Here is an 18,278-nt window from a genome sequence, read left to right as displayed (position 1 = left end):
TTTTGCGGTAATCTTAAAGGTAGATATGAACAATAATTTTAAAATGGTGGCCAAGACCATGTTTGGTTTTGAAGAAATTTTGGCCAAGGAACTGCGTAACTTGGGTGCTGGAAATGTTGAAGAAGGAGTTAGGAGTGTTTTTTTTGAAGGTGATACCGGTTTTATGTATAAGGCAAACCTTTGTTTAAGGACTGCAATTAAAATAGTTAAGCCCATACATTCCTTTCGGGTACGGGATGAGAACGATCTTTACAAAAAAATCTATGCCATGGATTGGTTCGATTATCTTTCGACTTCCACGACTTTTGCCATAGACGCCACGGTGAATAGCGAAAATTTCACCCACTCCTTATATGTTTCCCAAAAAACCAAAGATGCCATAGTGGATAAGTTTAGGGATACCGATGGCAGTAGACCGGACGTAGATATAAAATTCCCGGATGTTAGGATCAATATTCATATTCAAAACGATCAATGCAACGTGGCTTTGGACTCTTCCGGTAGATCTTTGCACCAAAGGGGGTATAGAACGGCAACCAATATAGCACCTATAAATGAGGTTTTGGCCGCTGGCCTTTTGTTGTTAAGTGGATGGGATGGTCAATGCGACTTTCTGGATCCCATGTGTGGAAGTGGCACTTTATTGACGGAAGCAGCTATGATTGCCTGTAATATTCCAGCCAACATAAATAGGAAGGAATTTGCCTTTGAGAAATGGCACGATTTTGATCCCGATCTTTTTGAAAAAATTGTGGATAGCAGTCTAAAAAGGACACGGGAGTTTAACCATAAGATCATTGGGTATGACAAGGCGCCATCTGCAGTAAGAAAAGCTCAGGATAACATAGTCAATGCCAATTTATCCGATTATATAACCGTGGAAAGGAAAAACTTTTTTGATACCGAGAAATTCACGGATAATCATTTGCATATGGTGTTCAATCCGCCTTATGGCGAGCGATTGGATATTGAAATGGAGGATTTTTACACGGATATTGGCAACACTTTAAAACGAAATTACCCTGGGACCGATGCCTGGTTCATTACATCCAATTTGGAGGCCTTAAAGTTTGTGGGGCTACGTCCTTCCAGGAAGATCAAGGTCTTTAATAGCCATTTGGAGTCGCGCTTGGTTAAATACATAATGTACGAGGGGAGCAAGAAGGCCAAATTTAACAAAGCGGAATAGCCCGTAATCAATGATTTAAAAGAATAGGAATTTTGAAACCAAAATACAAAGCCCTCATCTATAATTTTCTAGGCTTCGCCGTTTTATTTGTTGCTGGGAGATTATTGCTTGGCATGTTATTATCGTTGAACACTCTGGTCCTGGCTTTTATAGCCGCGGTGGCTGCCAGTTTATTGGCGCCAAAATTTAGTGTTGTAAAAACAAAATCCGGCGAGAAACTGATGATGAAATGGATTTTTATTAAGGGTTTCCGGGAGCTGTAGGTTTTTCTTGAATCGGTGGTTTCTTTTCTTCCTTTTCCGTAATTTTTTTGGCTTTTTTATAGAGTGGTAAAAAATAGGTGATGGAATAATTGTAACCAACACCGAATTTACTCCCGTCCGTAACTTTATTGAATCCCGGAATCCATAGATTACTGAAGTTATCAGGTTCCTTATTGCTTACCAAGAATCCAATGCGAACACTTGCCCCTAAAAAAATGTTGGCGAAGAGTTCTGCCTTCACACCCAGCACGGCCTCTAGCCAGCTTGCATTTAATCCGCTAAATTCTTGGGCGACATCTGAGCCCCATGGAAAATCATTAACGGCGTCGGGGTCTGGATTTATTTGATAATCCGGATCGGTCCAATACCGGTCGGTGTCAAAAATTTGATAATTATTCAAAGTTTGGCTAAAAGTACTGTAGGCGTATCGGCCGCCAAAATGTATGGAGTTGTTCATACCATACCAATTCCCATAGGTATTATAATCCACACCCAGTTTTAAGTAGCTTCCAGACGTGGTAAAATTGTATAGGTCCTCTTGTTTGGTATTCTTTTCATTGCCCAGTTCTGCAGCTACATAAAGTTTATTCGTAACCCTGTAATCCCCAACTATTTCAAGTCCTTGGTAATCATCATTCAAAAATGAAATTAATGGGCGACTAAGATCTATTCCTACCCTAATGCCATAAGGATCGGTGTGGACCACAGTATCTTTTGGCTGCAAGTCGATAGGCTTGCTTTGGGAAAATCCCAATAGAAAGGTGAAAAATATAAAACTACTAATGATATATCTTAACATGGGCCGCTGTTGAATTTTCTACCAATGGGGTTACAATTTCTATATCCTTTATCCAGTTATCAGTTTCAGTTTTTAGATCGCTAGTTAAATCTTCATAATTGGCAATATATCCACATGCCCTGGAAACAAACTTATCTATTCTAGAGTAATTGAAATACAAGGTATCTAAATCCCCCCCCTCAACGGTAATTGTTTCACCGCTGGAATCTGTAGTTTCAACATCTGAAGAGTTGCTAATAAAATAAAATCCTGTGGTGTTTTCCGTAACCTTTAAGGGAATGGCTATGGAATCCGTATCGGTTCTGTCGGATACGGTAGTAACTGTAGTATTCTGACCAACTCCAACAATTCTAAAATCGGTTACATCCTTTAGTTCGGTGGGGTTATCCACATCATAAAATCTTATGATTAGTAGTGGGGTGTCCCCATCTATGCAGATATCATCTTTTTCACAGGCTCCAAAACCGATCAATACGATTGTTAATAGAATAAGGATATGGGATTTTTTCATATTCTGTTGGACTATTTGGTCCGTTTTTTCAAAAGTACAACATTTTCAACATGATGGGTTTGTGGAAACATATCCACTGGCTGCACTTTTAATATTTCATAATCCTCCTTCATCATTTCCAAATCCCTAGCTTGTGTAGCGCTGTTACAGCTAACGTATACGACCTTTTCTGGGGCAATGGATAATATTTGTTCTACAACGGCCGCATGCATACCATCCCTGGGAGGATCTGTAATAATTAGGTCGGGCCTACCGTGTTCCTTAATAAAACTGGGATTAAAGACATTCTTCATATCCCCAACAAAGAAATCCACATTATCTATTTTATTTCTTTTTGCATTGGCCTTGGCATCTGCAATAGCCTCCGGAACAGCTTCTATCCCTATTACCTTTTTGGCTTTTTTGGCTACAAATTGGGCAATTGTTCCAGTACCTGTGTATAGGTCGTAAACTAATTCGTTTCCGGTAAGTTCGGCAAAATCCCGGGTTACCTTGTATAGCTCATATGCTTGGTCCGAGTTGGTTTGATAAAAGGATTTGGCATTTATTTTGAATTGAAGGCCTTCCATTTCCTCAAAGATATGATCCCGTCCAGAATAGCATATAATTTCTTGGTCATATATGGTATCATTTTGTTTTTGATTGATGACATATAGCAAGGAAGTTATTTCTGGAAAGCTTGCTGACAAATGGTTCATCAATAACTCCCTCTTCTCCAAATCGTCCTCAAAAAACTGGACCATGACCATGATTTCACCGGTAGAGGAGGTGCGTATCATTACCGTACGCAGCATGCCCCACTGATTCCTGGGATTAAAGAAAGATAAATTGTTCTTGATGGCGAAATCCTTTATTTCCAACCTTATTGCATTGGAAGGATCTTCCTGCAAATGACATTTTTTGATGTCCAATATTTTGTCCCACATACCGGGAATATGAAACCCCAGCGCATTTTTGTCGTCAATTTCCTTGCCGGAGTTTATTTCCTCCAATGTTAGCCATCGGCTATCCGAAAAAGAAAATTCCATCTTGTTCCTGTAAAAATACTGTTTTTCGGAGCCTAGGATAGTACTTGTTTTTGGCAATTCCAAATGACCAATTCTACGAAGGTTGTTCTCTACCTCCTTTTGTTTATAGAACAGCTGGTGCTCATAGCCCATATCCTGCCATTTACACCCACCACATACCCCAAAATGCTCGCAAACCGGAGTAGTTCTTTTATCTGAAAAAGTATGGAATTTGGTGGCAACCCCCTCAAAGTAGGCCTTTCTTTTTTTGGTGGTCATAACGTCCACAACATCCCCTGGGACAGTGTTGGTCAGGAAAATTACCCGTCCGTCGGGTGCTTTACCGATTGTCTTGCCTTTGGCTCCTGCATCTACTACTTCTACGTTTTCAAAAACTTGTCTTGTATTCTTTCTGCCCATGGCGCAAAAATAGGAGATTTTTTTAGGATTTATCTAGCTTTTTAACAGAGTCTTATTTGTATTTGTTAGATTCGTTTTGGCAATAGGAAAATTAAATACGAATGGATCGAAAGATTTGATTCATATTAAACGAAGTGTTGGCCTGTATTAAATATTGGGGAACTAAGTGTTATTTTTGGAAAGTAGGAACAATTATCAATCTTTAAATTCAAATCAATTGGTTAAAATGGGAAAATTGCTTTTAAGTCTGTTAATGATCGGCTTTTTTGCTGGACATGCACAGCAAGGCAACACTGAAAAAAAAATAAAGAACAACAAACCTAATGTATTATTCATAATTGCGGATGATTTAACGGCCACTGCTATTTCATCCTATGAAAATCAGGCGGCACATACACCCAATATTGATCAATTGGCGGCACAAGGTGTTAAGTATACCAGAGCTTATACCCAATATCCGGTCTGTGGCCCCTCCAGGGCCTCTTTAATGTTTGGCTATTATCCCAATGCTACTACCACCTACGGATATGTAAGCGGGAGGGAGAATGTTGGACCTTCACGCAAATCACTTTCACAATTGTTTAAGGATAACGGTTATTATACGGCACGGGTAAGCAAGATATACCATATGGGAGTTCCCATAGATATTGAAACTGGTTCCAACGGACAGGACGATGAGGCATCCTGGACCGAAAGGTTTAATAGTCAGGGACCGGAATGGACTGCAGAAGGGGAGGCTGAATTGGTGCAAAATAATCCCTACGGACTTAAGCCAAGAAAAGGGGGTAATGTTATGACGATTGTAAAGGCGGATGGGGACGATTTGGTACATTCCGATGGTAAAACGGCTGTAAAGGCTGCCGAACTTATTAAACAACACAAAAATAAACCTTTCTTTCTGGCAGTGGGGTTGGTACGGCCCCATGTGCCTTTTGTAGCTCCAAAGAAATATTTTGAACCTTATCCACACCAACAAATGGTATTGCCCCCTAAAGTTGAAAACGATTGGGACGATATTCCCGCCCGAGGAATTAACTATGTGACCAGCGTAAATGGGGAAATGTCCGAAGAACAGGAAAAAAAGGCAGTAGCTGGGTATTACGCTTCTGTAGCCTATATGGATGCACAGGTAGGTAAGATACTAAAGACTTTGAAGGAAGAAGGCTTGGAGGACAATACCATTGTTGTTTTTACTTCGGACCATGGCTTTCATTTGGGGGAACACCGTTTTTGGATGAAGGTAAGCCTTCATGAGGAATCGGTTAGGGTGCCTATGATTATCAAAGTGCCAGGAAAAGCACCGGCGGTCTGTAATTCCTTTTCCGAATTGTTGGACCTGTATCCTACTTTGGCCGAATTGGCAGGGTTAAAGGCATCCAAACATTTACAGGGTAAAAGCCTTGTAAAAACTTTGGATAATCCAAAGTCGGACGTTAGGGAATATGCATTTTCGGTAAGCCAAGGAGGTAAGTCCTTTCTTGTGCGAAGTCATAAATGGGCATATATTCAGTATGATGAAGATGCCGGATCAGGGATGGAGCTTTTCGACATGGAACACGATGCCAAACAATACAATAATTTGGCGCATAACCCTGCCTATGGTGATGTGGTTGAGGAAATGCAAAAGATTTTAAAGGAAAAATTACTGGAAATAAGAACAAATGACTTGGACATATCATATGGTTCGGATTAACAAAATTGAAAAGTCTTTGTAGAAAAAATAAGGACTGCAATTGGAGAGATTATAAACTTTTAATGAAAGGAATATTCACTTGTTTTAAAAGGGCCATTCTGTTGGCCATGTTTTTAGAATAAATCTAAACGAATGAAATTGCGAAAAATTTTTTTGATTCTGGCTTTGCTGCCGTTATTATTGGCATCCCAGGAAAATAAAGGCGATTTTAAAATTATTACCTATAACATTTGGAACGGTTACGATTGGGGTAAAGACGAGCCAAGAAGGGTTAAGTTACAAAATTGGATGAATGCCCAAGCTCCGGATGTTGTGGCCCTTCAGGAACTATGCGCCTATACCCCTGAAAAATTGCGGGAGGATGCCACAGCCTGGGGACATGAATATTCCATTTTACTGAAAACAACGGGCTACTCGGTTGGTTTTACCTCGCGATACCCTATTGTGGTAAAAGAAAAAATAATGGAAGGTATGCATCATGGGGCTTTACATTGCACTACCAATGGAATTGATTTTTTTGTAATTCACCTTCATCCGGGAAGCATTGCACGAAGGCGGGAAGAGGCCGATATACTATCACGGAAATTGGAAGAAATCATCAAAACCAGTTCCAAGTATGTGGTTTTGGGGGACTTTAATGCACATTCCCCCTTTGATGCCGATCTATACGATCCCAATGGTAAATTATTGCAGAGATTGCGTGAATCCAATGCAGGAAAAGCCTTGGATGGCAATTTGGTCAATGGCAACTTTGATTATGCCGTGATGTCTAAATTTCTTTCACTGCCCTTATATGATATAGTTCAAGGATATACTAAGGGATTGGCGGAAAGAGGCAGTTTTCCCGGTCGGGTTTTGGGAGAGGTAAACCAAGAAAGCACGGAACAATTAGTTTCGCGTATGGAACGTATAGATTATATTATGGTTTCACCTGAGCTCTCCAAAAAATCTCTTGTAGCCCAAGTCCATAACGGACAAGAAAATTGGTTTTTGTCCGATCACTATCCCGTTAGTGCCACTTTTTATCTAAAAGATTGATTGGTAGGTTTTTCCAAGCAAAAATCAATACCCAAAAATTTTAGGATGCAAGTTACAATTCGTAATTTGCGTTCTCTGCAAAAGATGGATGATTTCTCTCCCCAAGAAGGAATTGCTAAAGTTTTATTTAAATTTATTTAATCATGTCGGTTTTGGAAAAATTATCTTCTAAAGATGCAATTGCATTGGAGGAAAAATTCGGAGCGCACAACTATCATCCCTTACCAGTAGTTTTAAGTAGGGGTGAAGGTGTTTTTGTTTGGGATGTTGAGGGAAAGAAATATTATGATTTTTTGTCGGCCTATTCAGCGGTAAATCAAGGCCATTGTCACCCTAAAATCGTTGGCGCCATGATACAACAGGCGCAAACACTGACCTTGACTTCTAGGGCGTTTTACAATAATATGCTTGGAAAATTTGAGAAGTTGGCTGCCGAAACATTTGGGTACAACAAGTTGTTGCCCATGAATACGGGGGCGGAAGCGGTAGAAACAGCGCTTAAAATTTGTAGAAAATGGGCCTACGAGAAAAAAGGGCTTCCTGAGAATCAGGCTCAAATTATTGTTTGTGAAAATAATTTTCACGGCCGTACCACCACTATCATCTCGTTTTCCAACGATCCTGTGGCACGTAAAAATTATGGGCCTTTTACCGAAGGATTTATAAAGATTGAATATAATAACCTAAAGTCCTTGGAAGAGGTACTGGAAAATAATAAAAATATTGCGGGATTCCTGGTAGAGCCCATACAAGGAGAAGCTGGAGTATATGTGCCTTCTGAAGACTATCTACCTAAGGCGAAGGAGTTGTGTAAAAAGCATAACGTACTTTTTATAGCAGATGAAGTGCAGACCGGTATAGCCCGTACAGGTAAATTATTGGCTACATGTGGTAATTGTAGCTGTCCGGACAGGCACTGTAGTGGGAAGCCAGAGGTGAAACCGGATATTTTAATTTTGGGAAAGGCGCTTTCAGGAGGGGCTTATCCTATATCCGGAGTATTGGCCAATGACGAAATCATGGAGGTTATAAAACCTGGTAGCCATGGTAGTACATTTGGAGGCAATCCCGTGGCAGCGGCAGTGGGCATAGCTGCCCTTGAGGTAGTCAAAGAGGAAGGGCTCGCCGAAAATGCCTATATATTGGGTGAGCTCTTTAGGGAAGAACTTAATAAGTTTATACCCACTTGTAATATTGTAAAGTCCGTCAGGGGTAAAGGATTGTTAAATGCCATCTTGATAAACGACACCGAAGATAGTTCAACTGCTTGGGATATTTGCTTGGAATTAAGGGATAACGGACTTTTGGCGAAGCCAACCCATGGAAATATTATCAGGTTCGCCCCGCCATTGGTGATGACCACGGAACAACTTTTGGAATGTGTTGGAATTATAATTAAAACACTTATGAAGTTTGAAAAGTAATATTCCCCACATTGATAGGAATAGCCCGTTATTGATTCAATAACGGGCTTTTTATTCTGGAGCCAAGAGTGTAAAGGGATAAAGGTGGATATTCCTTAAAATTGTAAACAGAGATATTAATATAAATAATACTATGGGTGTTTTAGGGTGATAGATTATATCCGGGAAGCTCTTTTTGTTTTTTAAAGGAGTATAGCTACGCACCCAATGATAGGCAATTAATAAAAACGCAGGAATAAAGAGTAGGTTGTGTTTGGCTACACCCATTATATCCAAGTGGAGTAAATCGTGTAATGCCCTTTGACTTCCACATCCGGTGCAGTAATAGCCGGTAGCGGTCAAAAATGGACATTGGGGAAAGTAGTAGGAATTACTGGGGTTATAAAAAAAATAAAGGAGCAGTATTCCAAGGAATACCACTCCAAAAACTATAACTCCCAATATTTTCTTTCGATTAGAATTCACTACTGCTCATTATTCCTCCAAAAATGGCCAGGCCAAAAAATGCGATATATAAGAGCCAAAACAAGCCGGCTATGGCAATACCAACAATGGCCCATGTCTTGGCATTTTTAGAAGCTCTCTCTGCCTGTTCGTAATTGCCAAGGGCATAGGCCTCATTTACTTTGGCCGCATTTACAATGCTTACTATACCGGGTATGAGGCAGCAAAATACAGTACTGATAATAGCTAAAACCAAATAGTTGTTAGGTTTGGGACGGTTTTGGTTGTTTTCCATAATATGTAAATTATAATTGATTGGTTGTACTATTGTTTATTCGAGGTTCTGAAAATAATCTTCCATTCTCTCCCTCATAAGTTCTTCGTTTTGTAAGGCATCCCAACCAATAATGGAGATGATCCAAATAAAGAAGAAGATTACTAGAATATTCAAAACAATTCCTATAATCGATAAGGTTTTTCCTAATTTAACGTTGTTGTATCCTTCATACATACTGGGATTTACTGCATATAAAATAGTGGCCTTTTTTGCCAAAACAAGGCCTATTATACCAAATATCAATCCAATGATTCCATAGCAGCAGCAGGTAACTATTGAAATAATCCCGAATACTAATATTAATGTTGCGTTGGGTAGTTTTTGTTGTTCCATAATTCTTTTTTAATGTATTAGATGAATCATTTTGTAAATATAACTTACAATGATGATTCCAGCGTTTAGATATAAAAGGTAGATTTTGATCTTGAATGAATTTTTGATATTGAATACCAGTGTGGCTCCAATAAAGCCAACAAGAAGTATAATGGTGTAGATGGCCGGATAAATCTTTAGGGCATCTATAAAATTGCCGTCCAACAGATAGGAAATAGACCGTTGAATTCCGCAACCGGGACACTCAATACCGAAAATCTGCTTGTTCATACAAGGCAGCATATAATTTTCCAGTTCCAAGAGAATTGCCATCAGGATTTTTTAAAGGACCAATATAATTCTTTACCGAAAATTACTATTATTTTTGGGCAATGAAAACAAAACGGACTTTTTATTTGGTATTGATTATTGTGGGAGCGGCAATTGCGGGGTTGGGAGACCGTATTATGCATGAGGAATATGCTTTGAGTATAGGAATTGTACTTTTAATGTTCGGGTTGTACAAGACCACACAATTGTGGAGTATAGATCAACATGGGGATCAGGAAAACGACAAAGATAAGAACTAATGGATTTTAAGGTAGGAGATCAAGTTGAGGCCATCGATGATATTGTTCAAGGGCTTATTGTAAAAATAAGTGATGGGCAAATTACGGTGGAAAGTAATGACGGGTTCCTATTGAAATATACGGCAGCTGAATTATTGAAAGTGAGCGGTTCCAATGCAATAAAAGTATCCAATTATGAGGTAGCCAAAATAAAGGCGGAAAAAGAAGTACCAAAGAATAGGCATAGCAGGAAATTAAGGAGCAAGGAGCGGTATGCCCCACAGATGGAGGTTGATCTACATATAGATAAGTTAACGCCCTCTACAAAAGGAATGACCAATTTTGAAATGTTGAACCTTCAACTTGATACGGCCAAACGTCAATTGGATTTTGCTATTCGTAAAAAAATACAAAAGGTTGTATTTATTCACGGTGTTGGTGAAGGTATTTTAAAAGAAGAACTTCATTATCTTTTTAAGCGGTACGAAAACGCAAAGTTTTATGATGCTGACTACCAGAAATATGGTATGGGAGCTACCGAAGTTTATTTTTTTCAGAACACCCCATAATTAATTGGTGGTCACCGTTCCAAAATCATTTATGCTCAAATCGGTTATCCGCTGATTGTTGGAGGCATTGATAAAAGTAATCTCACTTAGCCTTATGGTGTGTTCATAAGTGGTGGTATCACCATCAACTATTGCTGTGGTGGTTATGAGCACTGAACCGCTCTCAGCTTCAATTTCTTCCAAAACCGTAGGTTCGGTTGTCGGGATAAGATCGCAAAAATAATCACTGGAAACATCATCGGAAAAATCCCGATAGGTGAGGGTGGTGCTTGTAGAAATAGGATATTCAACCTCTCCGTCCGATGCTTCACTCTTAAGTGTGCCACTTGCCAAGGTGAGAATTAGAGCTTCATTACCGCTAATCTTAAAGAATAAAGTGGTGCTGGTCGTTACTGTAGTGTCACAGTAATCTATGTCAATATCGTCAAAGTCTATAGTCTCTATGGTTAAATCCCCATCATCACATGAATAAAGGGTTAAGCACAAAAGGAAAGTCAAGAGATTTTTCATGCCTCAAATTTAATCGAAATATAGGTTATAATCCTAGAGGTTTATGTGCATTTTACAGGAAATTAACTTTATTTCAAGTAATTTTGGCAATCTTCCCTGGAGTTGGGAAAGTCTTTAATTTGATTTAATTTTTGATGAAAAAGGTTTATTTGGATAGTGCCGCAACCACTCAGGTTAGACCGGAGGTTATAGCAAAAATGCAAGATGCCTTGGCAAGTTGCTATGGTAATCCATCTTCTTCCCATGGTTTTGGAAGGACAGCTAAAACAGCTATTGAAAAAGCAAGAAAAACCATAGCCAAGTACTTAAATGCCCACCCAGCGGAGATAATCTTTACTTCGGGAGGAACCGAAGCGGACAATATGATTCTTAGGTGCAGTGTACGTGATCTTGGGGTGAAAACCCTGATTACTTCCAAGATAGAACATCATGCCGTATTGCATACGGCCGAGGCACTTGCCAAGGAATATGGCATTCAACTTTGGTTTGTGGATTTGGATAGCGACGGTAATCCGGATTTTGGCCACTTGGAGTCGCTACTAAAAAAGGATGGAAGTAAGAAATTAGTGAGCCTGATGCACGTGAACAATGAAATTGGGAATATTACGGACATTTCGGCCGTTGGAAAACTTTGTATGGAAAATGATGCCTTATTTCATTCGGATACGGTGCAGTCCATTGGACATTTCCCATGGGATGTACAGAAAACCAATGCCCATTTCCTTACTGCTGCGGCCCATAAATTTCATGGTCCCAAAGGGGTTGGGTTTGCTTATATCAAAAGAAACGCCGGGTTAAAACCATTGATCTTTGGAGGGTCTCAGGAACGCGGATTTAGGGCAGGAACTGAGCCGTTTCACAATATTGTGGGTTTGGAGGAGGCTTTTAAGGCCGCTTATGATAACTTGGAGGAGGAACGGAATTATGTGACGGAACTAAAAAGATATTTTATAGAAAAATTATCCAAGGCAATTCCTGATGTGGCCTTTAATGGTCTTTCCGGCGACATGGAAGGAGGTACATATACCCTTGTGAATGTGCGTCTCCCTTTTGATCCGGAAAAGGCGCTTATGTTGTTATTTCATTTGGATCTAAAAGGTATAGCCTGTTCCAAAGGTAGTGCATGTCAGTCCGGTAGCGATATTGGATCGCACGTGCTTACTGAAATACTTTCAAATGAAGACATGGAAAAACCTTCTTTACGATTTTCGTTCTCAAAATATAATACCAAAGAGGAATTGGATTACGTTGTTGAGGTGTTACGTGAATTTGGTTCCGACTAGTCCTTTTTTCGGTCCCTTGGGCGCTCCCTGTCGTAAGGGAATTTTCTGGAAGCAAGTTTCATCATTAGATCGATGAGGTCTGTAGTATTCTTGCCCGATTTCTTATTGATTTGCTTTTCGTATTTCCAAAGTAATTTGCCTGTTATGCCGTCACTTATTTTTACTCCTATTCGGCCATAATTGGCATCGCCGTTAATATAATCCAAAAGGCTAAATTCTGTAGGGACTCCTTTGGATAGAAGTACGTTTAAGTCCAAAGTACCACTTATGATGCCATCAACTTCCAAAATTTGAGCTAGTTCCTTTACGCTATAAACATCAATGTTATCGTAAGAAATACCATTTTGTTTCAGGATGGCATTGGTGTTTTTTATATTCTGGAACTCAACGGAAAATTTCTTTTTCTTTTTTCTTTTGGAAAAATAAGTTTCTAGGGCGTCCTGTACCGCGTAACCTTCCTTCTCTTCCAAATCTTTTAATTCAGCATTGGATATTTCGTCCTTAAGTTCCAAATTGGTCAAAAATGGGATAATGGCCAAATTACTGTGATTTTGGCTCAGTTCATCAAACTTTTCACTTTCATAAATGTTCTTTTGTGCGGATGCACCTAAGAAACTAAGGGTGAATATAATTATAAGGATATTTTTCATCTACTGCTATTTGTTCTTTTAGTTCTGCACAGGCTCTGTTGATACTTCCAGGGGGCTCAAAAATGTTACTGCCCCTTGTGCTTGTCCATTTTACGGTTAAAACTTATTTCATTTCTAAAAACGCATCTCAATTTTAATATTAAGGATACGGCCGGTCATAAAATTGGGTACGGCAAATTGTTGTTCGTTTACCAAATCCCTCACCCATGTGTTGGTTATGGAATTTTGGTTGTTAAATAAATTAAATATTTCAAAGCCGCCACTTAGATCCTTAAAAATCCGTAAAAACGCATTTTTGTCATTGGATTTATTGGCTCCCACAAAAATATAGGAAATTCCTAAATCTGCACGCTTATAATCCCTTAATCTATTTTGATATAGGTAGGGATCGGTATAGCTAGGGGAACCTCCGGGCAGCCCTGTGTTGTAGACCAGGTTTAAGTACATTTTAAGATCCGGTACCTCTGGCATGTAGTCCTGAAAGAGAATGCCTACTTGTAAACGCTGATCTGTGGGCCTCGAAATATATCCCCGTTCATTAATGTTCTCCTCTGTTTTAAGGTAGCCTAAACTAAACCATGACTCCGTACCGGGAACAAAGGCACCGTTTAGCCTTAATTCAGCCCCATATGCGTAGGCTTTTGCATTGTTTAGGGCCGTATATCTTATACGGACATCCTCCAAGGTATAGGGGTTAACGTGGGTCATTTTTTTCCAATAGGCTTCACCGATCAATGTAAACGGCCGTTGCCACATTTTAAAACTGTATTGGTTTCCAAATACAATATGATAAGATTTTTGGGCCTCCACTTCAGGATGAACAATGCCATTGTTATCCCTTAATTCCCTGTATAGTGGCGGCTGTTGGTAGACTCCTCCGGAGAGTCTGAACAACATATCTTTTTTCCAATTTGGCTTAATGGAAAATTGGGCCCTGGGACTAAATATAGTATGTGCGCTGTTTTTAAGGTCATTGCCCTTTACAACCCAATGGCTGACCCTGGCTCCTATGTTATAATAAATGCTATGCTGCTTCCAAAGTGTTCTTTGGCTGTATTGCGCAAATCCGGAGACTTTATGGGAGCTTACGGTATTTCTAGCAATAATACCCTCGTAAGGCAGCAGGGGCGCTTCAAAGGGTATTTCAGGTTCATTGCGATTATAACCAGAATTGGGAGGGCGTACCATATATCCTAAAGAATCCAAGAATTCTGATTCCCTAATTTGATCCCTAATATTGGTATGTTCATATTTAAGTCCCCATGAAATAGCCTTCCCATCGTTGCTATGAATGCCTTTATGTTCTAAATTAAAGATTTTTGCATCCAGATCATTTCTGGCCCTATTATATTGTGTGGCCAATCCATTTATAGGGGTAGGTTCACCAAAAAGATCGTTATCAAGACCTGCGTTTAACTCACTAAGCCGATATTGTGATATTACATCTGAATATTCTTGTTCCCTATTAAAATATAGGGAGGAAATAAGTTTTAAAGTGGTTTTGTCATTTACTTGATATTCTGCTTTAAGGGCGTTTAGGTTGGTCCTATACTGGTTTTTTTCACTTCCGGAATAATAGACCGTCAAAGTTTTTATGTCATTCAGTGTCCCAAAATTGGTCTGTCTGGTAAAAGGTTGATTCCTGTAATTGTTGATCGCAATATTTCCTAGATAGCTAATTCGAAATTTATTGGAAAATATGTAGGTGGTATATTGTTGAATATCAAAAAAAGAGGGGTCGTAGTTACCGCTGGTGTTCTGGCTATTTACAAGGAGGCTGTTGTCTCTGGACCTGATGCTGGTTAAGGAGGATAATTTCTTGTTTTTGGATACGCTTTCCAAGGTTGTCGAAGTCCCTAGACGGGTCGCATTTATTTTAAGTCCAAAGGAAACAGGTGTTTTATAGGTGATATCCAAAACAGAGGAAAGTTTGTCCCCATATTTGGCTTGAAAACCTCCTGCAGAAAATTGAAGGTTTCCCACCATATCGCTATTAACAAAACTTAGGCCTTCCTGTTGTCCCGATCGTATTAAAAAAGGTCTATAGATCTCAATGTCGTTCACATAAACCAAATTTTCATCAAAATTGCCTCCCCTTACCATGTACTGGGTACTAAGCTCATTGTTGGAGGATATCCCGGGCAAAAGCTTCAAAATATTCTCCACTCCCGCATTAGTTCCTGGAATGTTTCGGACCATGTCTGGTGAAATAGTAGTGATACCCTCAGCATGTCTACTTCCTACAGGTGTTACAACAACTTCTGCAATAAGTATTGCCTCATTTTTTAGAACCGGGTTAAATTCATAATTCTCATTGGTATTCAGAATTAGATCTTTCAGAACTAGTTTTTTGTTGCCTAAATGTGAAAAAGTTATCGTTGTTTCTTGGTCCGCTATAATTTCCAATATATAAAACCCATTTATATCGGAAAAAGTTCCTTGGTTTTCGGATTCAATATTAACATTAGGCAAGGGCATTTCATTCTCATCAAAAACCACCCCGGTTATCGTAGCCGTTTGTGCCTCTAGAAGGGTTGCCGAAAAAGTTAAAACGACAAGAAAATATAGCTTAGAAAGTCTCAATGTTTCATTTTCTGTAAAATGTACTGGTGAAAGTACTGCTATTACCAACATTATCGGTAACCACCACTTTTAAATCACATTGTTTTTTATCCAATATAAGATCGTCAAAATTATAGGTAATGGTACTAGTCTTGGGTTCATATTCCAGTAGTATCCATTCTCCATTAAGGGTTGCATTGTAGGTGTCTATTCCACTTAGGTCGTCCGTAATTTTTAAGCTTAAATAACTGTAGTTGGTAAGCCACTGTTTGTCTTTGAAATTCTTAGGTCTAATTTGTGGAGCCACCGTGTCTTTGGCCAAGGTATAAGTGCCAAGGTCCCTGGTTCTTGTTGTAAAGGTAGTGCCGCGCTTATAGGTAGAGGCGTAATTTGCGGTTTTATGGTTGTCCAATCTTCCAATGTACATTTGTTTCCTGTCCTCTTCCGAATATTTTGAAACATCAAAGGTTATGGTAAAGTTTCTGTGTGCGGGTACTTTGCTATTGTGGATAGTAATGGTATCCTGTCCTTTTATTAGATCTATATAAAAGTTGTCGTAAAACGTATTGGCCGGGAAGTATACTTTTGCTGCACCCAAATCAAAATTGTTAGGTTTTTTGGCAATAATATAGTTGTCCGTTTTCTCTTCTATTTTTGGAATTTTAATTTCCTCAAGCTTTCCTTCCACGGGTATGACCAATTTTGTAAGATTTCCGGCAAGATCATGAATATGGATTTCCACATTATAGGATAAACCCTCACTTACCTCTATTTTTCCATTATTGTAAATGGTCTTGTAGATGCCCAAAAGATTGCTTTCATCCTTAAAGCACTTTTGTATCCTTTCCCGGTAAGTACTGTAATGGTTGTAATCTATCAAGGTATTTATATATCTGCTTTCCGTAAATGAGAATGTTTCAAAATTAAACTCGGTGTATAATTTTCCATTTACGATTTGTTTTACGGAATAAACTCCATTTTGATTTGCAGCTAGGTCTTGGCGATCAAATGCATTAATTCCAAATCCAATGGTGCCAAGGGCAGTTACTTTGTCTGCAAGATAGGTGCCATCACTTTGTCTATGATATTTTAGTTTGATTTTTTCCTGACTCTGATTAACCTGAGCGTTCTCCGAAAGGGGATAAGCATAAACATTCAACAAAGTTGGGTCTGTAGCGTCCCTTACTTCTAATCCATGGAGAAGTGGATTCGTAGGCATTTCAGTGGCGCTGTTTCTAATTTCGAAATGTAGATGTGGTCCGGCAGATCCACCGGTATTCCCGGTGAAGGCAATAAGATCGCCTTTCTGCACCTTGAGCTCCGAAAATTCTGGAAAAATTTCCACCTCAAAAGATTTTTTTTGGTATTGAATTTTCTTAACGTATGCTTCTATTTCGGGCGAAAACTTTTGAAGATGTCCGTAGACTGAAGTGTAACCATTGGGGTGGGCTATATAAAGTCCTTTTCCATAGCCCCATTCCGAAACTTTTATTCTGGTAACCGTACCCTCGCCAATAGCATAGACTGGTAATCCTTGTCGCTGTTGCGTTTTAATATCTATGCCTGCGTGAAAATGGTTGGAGCGCAATTCTCCAAATGTTCCGGAAAGTACTATCGGAATATCCAAAGGTGGACGAAAAAAATCCGTAGGATAGGGAGCTTGCCCGTAAAAGATTGAGGTAAATAGAAAAAATCCTAAGAAAAAGCCTTTCATATAAGTGATAATTGGTACGAAAGTAATTAATACCGTTCTAATTCAAAAAAAAGTCTGTGTTATATAAATTATAAAATGGGTCAATTATTTTTCTTAAATTGAGGTTGGAAATATTACTTTAAGAATAAATGAAAAAAGAATTGCTAAGTATAAAGAGGTGTGTTAACTTTGTGTAAAATGCATTGATATTTGCAAATGAGTGAATTGGTAGATATTGTTGATTCTTTAGAAAATAAAATTAGTAAGTTGTTGCATAAGCTAGAGCTCTTGCACCATACCAATATAAAATTGGAAGAAGAATTGGTTGCTGTAAAAAATGATCATGAGGCTACTAAAGTTTCAGTGAATGAATGGCAGGAAAAATATAATTCACTAAAATTGGCAAGTTCTATGCTGGGCAGTGATACGAATAAGACCGAAGCTAAGCTTAAAATAAACACATTGATAAGGGAGTTGGACCATTGTATTGCCCAACTTTCGGAATAATGTAAATAAACAATATGGCAGAGAAGCTCAAAATAAAGCTTTCTATAGCAGATAGGGTATATCCCTTAACAATTGATCCTCTTCAGGAGGAGGGCTTAAGAAAGGCAGCTAAGAATATAGAACAGCTGGCAAAGAAATTTGAGCAAAACTATGCCGTTAGGGATAAGCAAGATGTGCTGGCCATGTGCGCACTTCAGTTTGCCTCTAAAATTGAGCAAAAAGGAATAGACCATTCAGAAGGTGTGAAAGAAGCCGCAGAGCGACTAAAAGCACTTAATATGTTGGTTAGTTCCAAGCTAGGGATGAAATAACGTTCTTTAAAATAAATATAGTTACTGCCCACATTGGTAATTAATTTTTGACAAACTCAACACTAATTTGTTTGAAAAGGGTGAGTTTAGATTGTAAAAGCAGGCCTTACTTGTATAAGGATCCTTGAGCAGTCTGGTAGCCCTAAACCTGTTTATCGGGGTTTGTACAAATCTTCCATCAATGTGG

The 18,278-nt window shown here is 39.0% G+C and carries 20 protein-coding genes and 1 other RNA gene; 10 read left to right on the top strand and 11 right to left on the bottom strand.

What is annotated here, in order from left to right; translation table 11 throughout:
• The first annotated feature begins 25 nt into the window (after window positions 1-25).
• On the top strand, window positions 26-1,189 hold the full coding sequence (locus tag BUA60_RS19670; protein ID WP_072864743.1) for a THUMP domain-containing class I SAM-dependent RNA methyltransferase: 1,164 nt from the start codon (window positions 26-28) through the stop codon (window positions 1,187-1,189).
• A gap of 240 nt (window positions 1,190-1,429) precedes the next feature.
• Here BUA60_RS19670 and BUA60_RS19660 read toward each other — a convergent pair whose 3' ends face one another.
• Genes BUA60_RS19660 through rlmD form a run of 3 tightly spaced genes read right to left on the bottom strand, consistent with a single transcriptional unit; the run spans window position 1,430 to window position 4,189 of the window.
• A complete protein-coding gene (locus BUA60_RS19660) occupies window positions 1,430-2,251 on the bottom strand; it encodes a DUF6048 family protein (RefSeq protein ID WP_072864739.1) in 822 nt (273 codons plus the stop codon).
• A complete protein-coding gene (locus BUA60_RS19655) occupies window positions 2,232-2,762 on the bottom strand; it encodes a DUF6452 family protein (protein WP_072864737.1) in 531 nt (176 codons plus the stop codon). Before BUA60_RS19655 ends, BUA60_RS19660 begins: the two co-directional genes overlap by 20 nt.
• A gap of 11 nt (window positions 2,763-2,773) precedes the next feature.
• A complete protein-coding gene (gene rlmD / locus BUA60_RS19650) occupies window positions 2,774-4,189 on the bottom strand; it encodes a 23S rRNA (uracil(1939)-C(5))-methyltransferase RlmD (protein WP_072864735.1) in 1,416 nt (471 codons plus the stop codon).
• Window positions 4,190-4,415: 226 nt separating this feature from the next.
• Between rlmD and BUA60_RS19645 the strand changes: the two genes are divergently transcribed.
• The 3 genes from BUA60_RS19645 (at window position 4,416) to rocD (ending at window position 8,344) form a co-directional block, all read left to right on the top strand.
• A complete protein-coding gene (locus BUA60_RS19645) occupies window positions 4,416-5,882 on the top strand; it encodes a sulfatase (RefSeq protein ID WP_084532707.1) in 1,467 nt (488 codons plus the stop codon).
• A 132-nt stretch (window positions 5,883-6,014) separates the two neighbouring features.
• Window positions 6,015-6,920 carry an endonuclease/exonuclease/phosphatase family protein gene (locus BUA60_RS19640; protein ID WP_072864733.1) on the top strand — a complete coding sequence of 302 codons (906 nt, stop codon included), beginning with the start codon at window positions 6,015-6,017 and terminating at the stop codon, window positions 6,918-6,920.
• A 143-nt stretch (window positions 6,921-7,063) separates the two neighbouring features.
• Window positions 7,064-8,344, top strand: a complete 1,281-nt coding sequence (rocD, locus tag BUA60_RS19635; RefSeq protein ID WP_072864731.1) for an ornithine--oxo-acid transaminase — start codon at window positions 7,064-7,066, stop codon at window positions 8,342-8,344.
• Between the two features lie 51 nt (window positions 8,345-8,395).
• On the opposite strand, the gene BUA60_RS23500 is transcribed toward rocD, so the two are convergent.
• The 4 genes from BUA60_RS23500 to BUA60_RS19615 are packed head-to-tail and all read right to left on the bottom strand — an operon-like array spanning window position 8,396 to window position 9,770.
• Window positions 8,396-8,764: a DUF2752 domain-containing protein gene (locus tag BUA60_RS23500; RefSeq protein WP_394333336.1), complete on the bottom strand. Its 369-nt coding sequence runs from the start codon at window positions 8,762-8,764 to the stop codon at window positions 8,396-8,398.
• A gap of 34 nt (window positions 8,765-8,798) precedes the next feature.
• Window positions 8,799-9,083 carry a CD225/dispanin family protein gene (locus tag BUA60_RS19625; protein WP_072864729.1) on the bottom strand — a complete coding sequence of 95 codons (285 nt, stop codon included), beginning with the start codon at window positions 9,081-9,083 and terminating at the stop codon, window positions 8,799-8,801.
• Window positions 9,084-9,119: 36 nt separating this feature from the next.
• Window positions 9,120-9,458: a CCC motif membrane protein gene (locus BUA60_RS19620; RefSeq protein ID WP_072864727.1), complete on the bottom strand. Its 339-nt coding sequence runs from the start codon at window positions 9,456-9,458 to the stop codon at window positions 9,120-9,122.
• 9 nt (window positions 9,459-9,467) lie between these two features.
• On the bottom strand, window positions 9,468-9,770 hold the full coding sequence (locus BUA60_RS19615) for a DUF2752 domain-containing protein (RefSeq protein WP_072864725.1): 303 nt from the start codon (window positions 9,768-9,770) through the stop codon (window positions 9,468-9,470).
• Window positions 9,771-9,829: 59 nt separating this feature from the next.
• Between BUA60_RS19615 and BUA60_RS19610 the strand changes: the two genes are divergently transcribed.
• Entirely contained in the window at window positions 9,830-10,027 is a 198-nt protein-coding gene (locus BUA60_RS19610; RefSeq protein WP_072864723.1) for a hypothetical protein, read from the top strand.
• The gene (locus tag BUA60_RS19605) at window positions 10,027-10,575 is read left to right on the top strand and encodes a Smr/MutS family protein (protein ID WP_072864721.1); all 549 of its coding nucleotides are present in this window, start codon (window positions 10,027-10,029) and stop codon (window positions 10,573-10,575) included. The genes BUA60_RS19610 and BUA60_RS19605 overlap by 1 nt, the downstream gene beginning before the upstream one ends.
• Here the strand turns inward: BUA60_RS19605 and BUA60_RS19600 are convergent, their stop codons facing one another.
• Complete coding sequence (locus BUA60_RS19600; RefSeq protein WP_072864720.1) at window positions 10,576-11,085, bottom strand: hypothetical protein; 510 nt, start codon at window positions 11,083-11,085, stop codon at window positions 10,576-10,578. It lies immediately after the preceding gene.
• Window positions 11,086-11,219: 134 nt separating this feature from the next.
• Between BUA60_RS19600 and BUA60_RS19595 the strand changes: the two genes are divergently transcribed.
• Window positions 11,220-12,368, top strand: coding sequence for a cysteine desulfurase family protein (locus BUA60_RS19595; protein ID WP_072864718.1), 1,149 nt, complete (start codon window positions 11,220-11,222; stop codon window positions 12,366-12,368).
• Here the strand turns inward: BUA60_RS19595 and BUA60_RS19590 are convergent.
• From BUA60_RS19590 to BUA60_RS19580, 3 genes are all read right to left on the bottom strand, one after another.
• Entirely contained in the window at window positions 12,365-13,018 is a 654-nt protein-coding gene (locus BUA60_RS19590; protein ID WP_072864716.1) for a hypothetical protein, read from the bottom strand. The two genes, BUA60_RS19595 and BUA60_RS19590, sit on opposite strands and share 4 nt — an antisense overlap.
• 114 nt (window positions 13,019-13,132) lie before the next feature.
• On the bottom strand, window positions 13,133-15,652 hold the full coding sequence (locus tag BUA60_RS19585; RefSeq protein WP_084532699.1) for a TonB-dependent receptor: 2,520 nt from the start codon (window positions 15,650-15,652) through the stop codon (window positions 13,133-13,135).
• Window positions 15,606-17,294, bottom strand: coding sequence for a M23 family metallopeptidase (locus BUA60_RS19580; RefSeq protein ID WP_072864714.1), 1,689 nt, complete (start codon window positions 17,292-17,294; stop codon window positions 15,606-15,608). Before BUA60_RS19580 ends, BUA60_RS19585 begins: the two co-directional genes overlap by 47 nt.
• A gap of 195 nt (window positions 17,295-17,489) precedes the next feature.
• On the opposite strand from BUA60_RS19580, the gene BUA60_RS19575 reads away from it, so the two are divergent.
• The 3 genes from BUA60_RS19575 (at window position 17,490) to ssrS (ending at window position 18,255) form a co-directional block, all read left to right on the top strand.
• On the top strand, window positions 17,490-17,780 hold the full coding sequence (locus tag BUA60_RS19575) for a hypothetical protein (RefSeq protein WP_072864712.1): 291 nt from the start codon (window positions 17,490-17,492) through the stop codon (window positions 17,778-17,780).
• A 14-nt stretch (window positions 17,781-17,794) separates the two neighbouring features.
• Window positions 17,795-18,091, top strand: coding sequence for a cell division protein ZapA (locus BUA60_RS19570; RefSeq protein WP_031444722.1), 297 nt, complete (start codon window positions 17,795-17,797; stop codon window positions 18,089-18,091).
• 54 nt (window positions 18,092-18,145) lie between these two features.
• A non-coding RNA gene (ssrS, locus tag BUA60_RS19565) (6S RNA) lies at window positions 18,146-18,255 on the top strand.
• The last annotated feature ends 23 nt before the right edge of the window (window positions 18,256-18,278 follow it).

Source organism: Arenibacter palladensis (assembly GCF_900129275.1).
GTDB lineage: Bacteria > Bacteroidota > Bacteroidia > Flavobacteriales > Flavobacteriaceae > Arenibacter > Arenibacter palladensis.
Note: the sequence above shows the minus strand (reverse complement) of the source record. Positions and strands in the feature narration are given on the sequence as shown.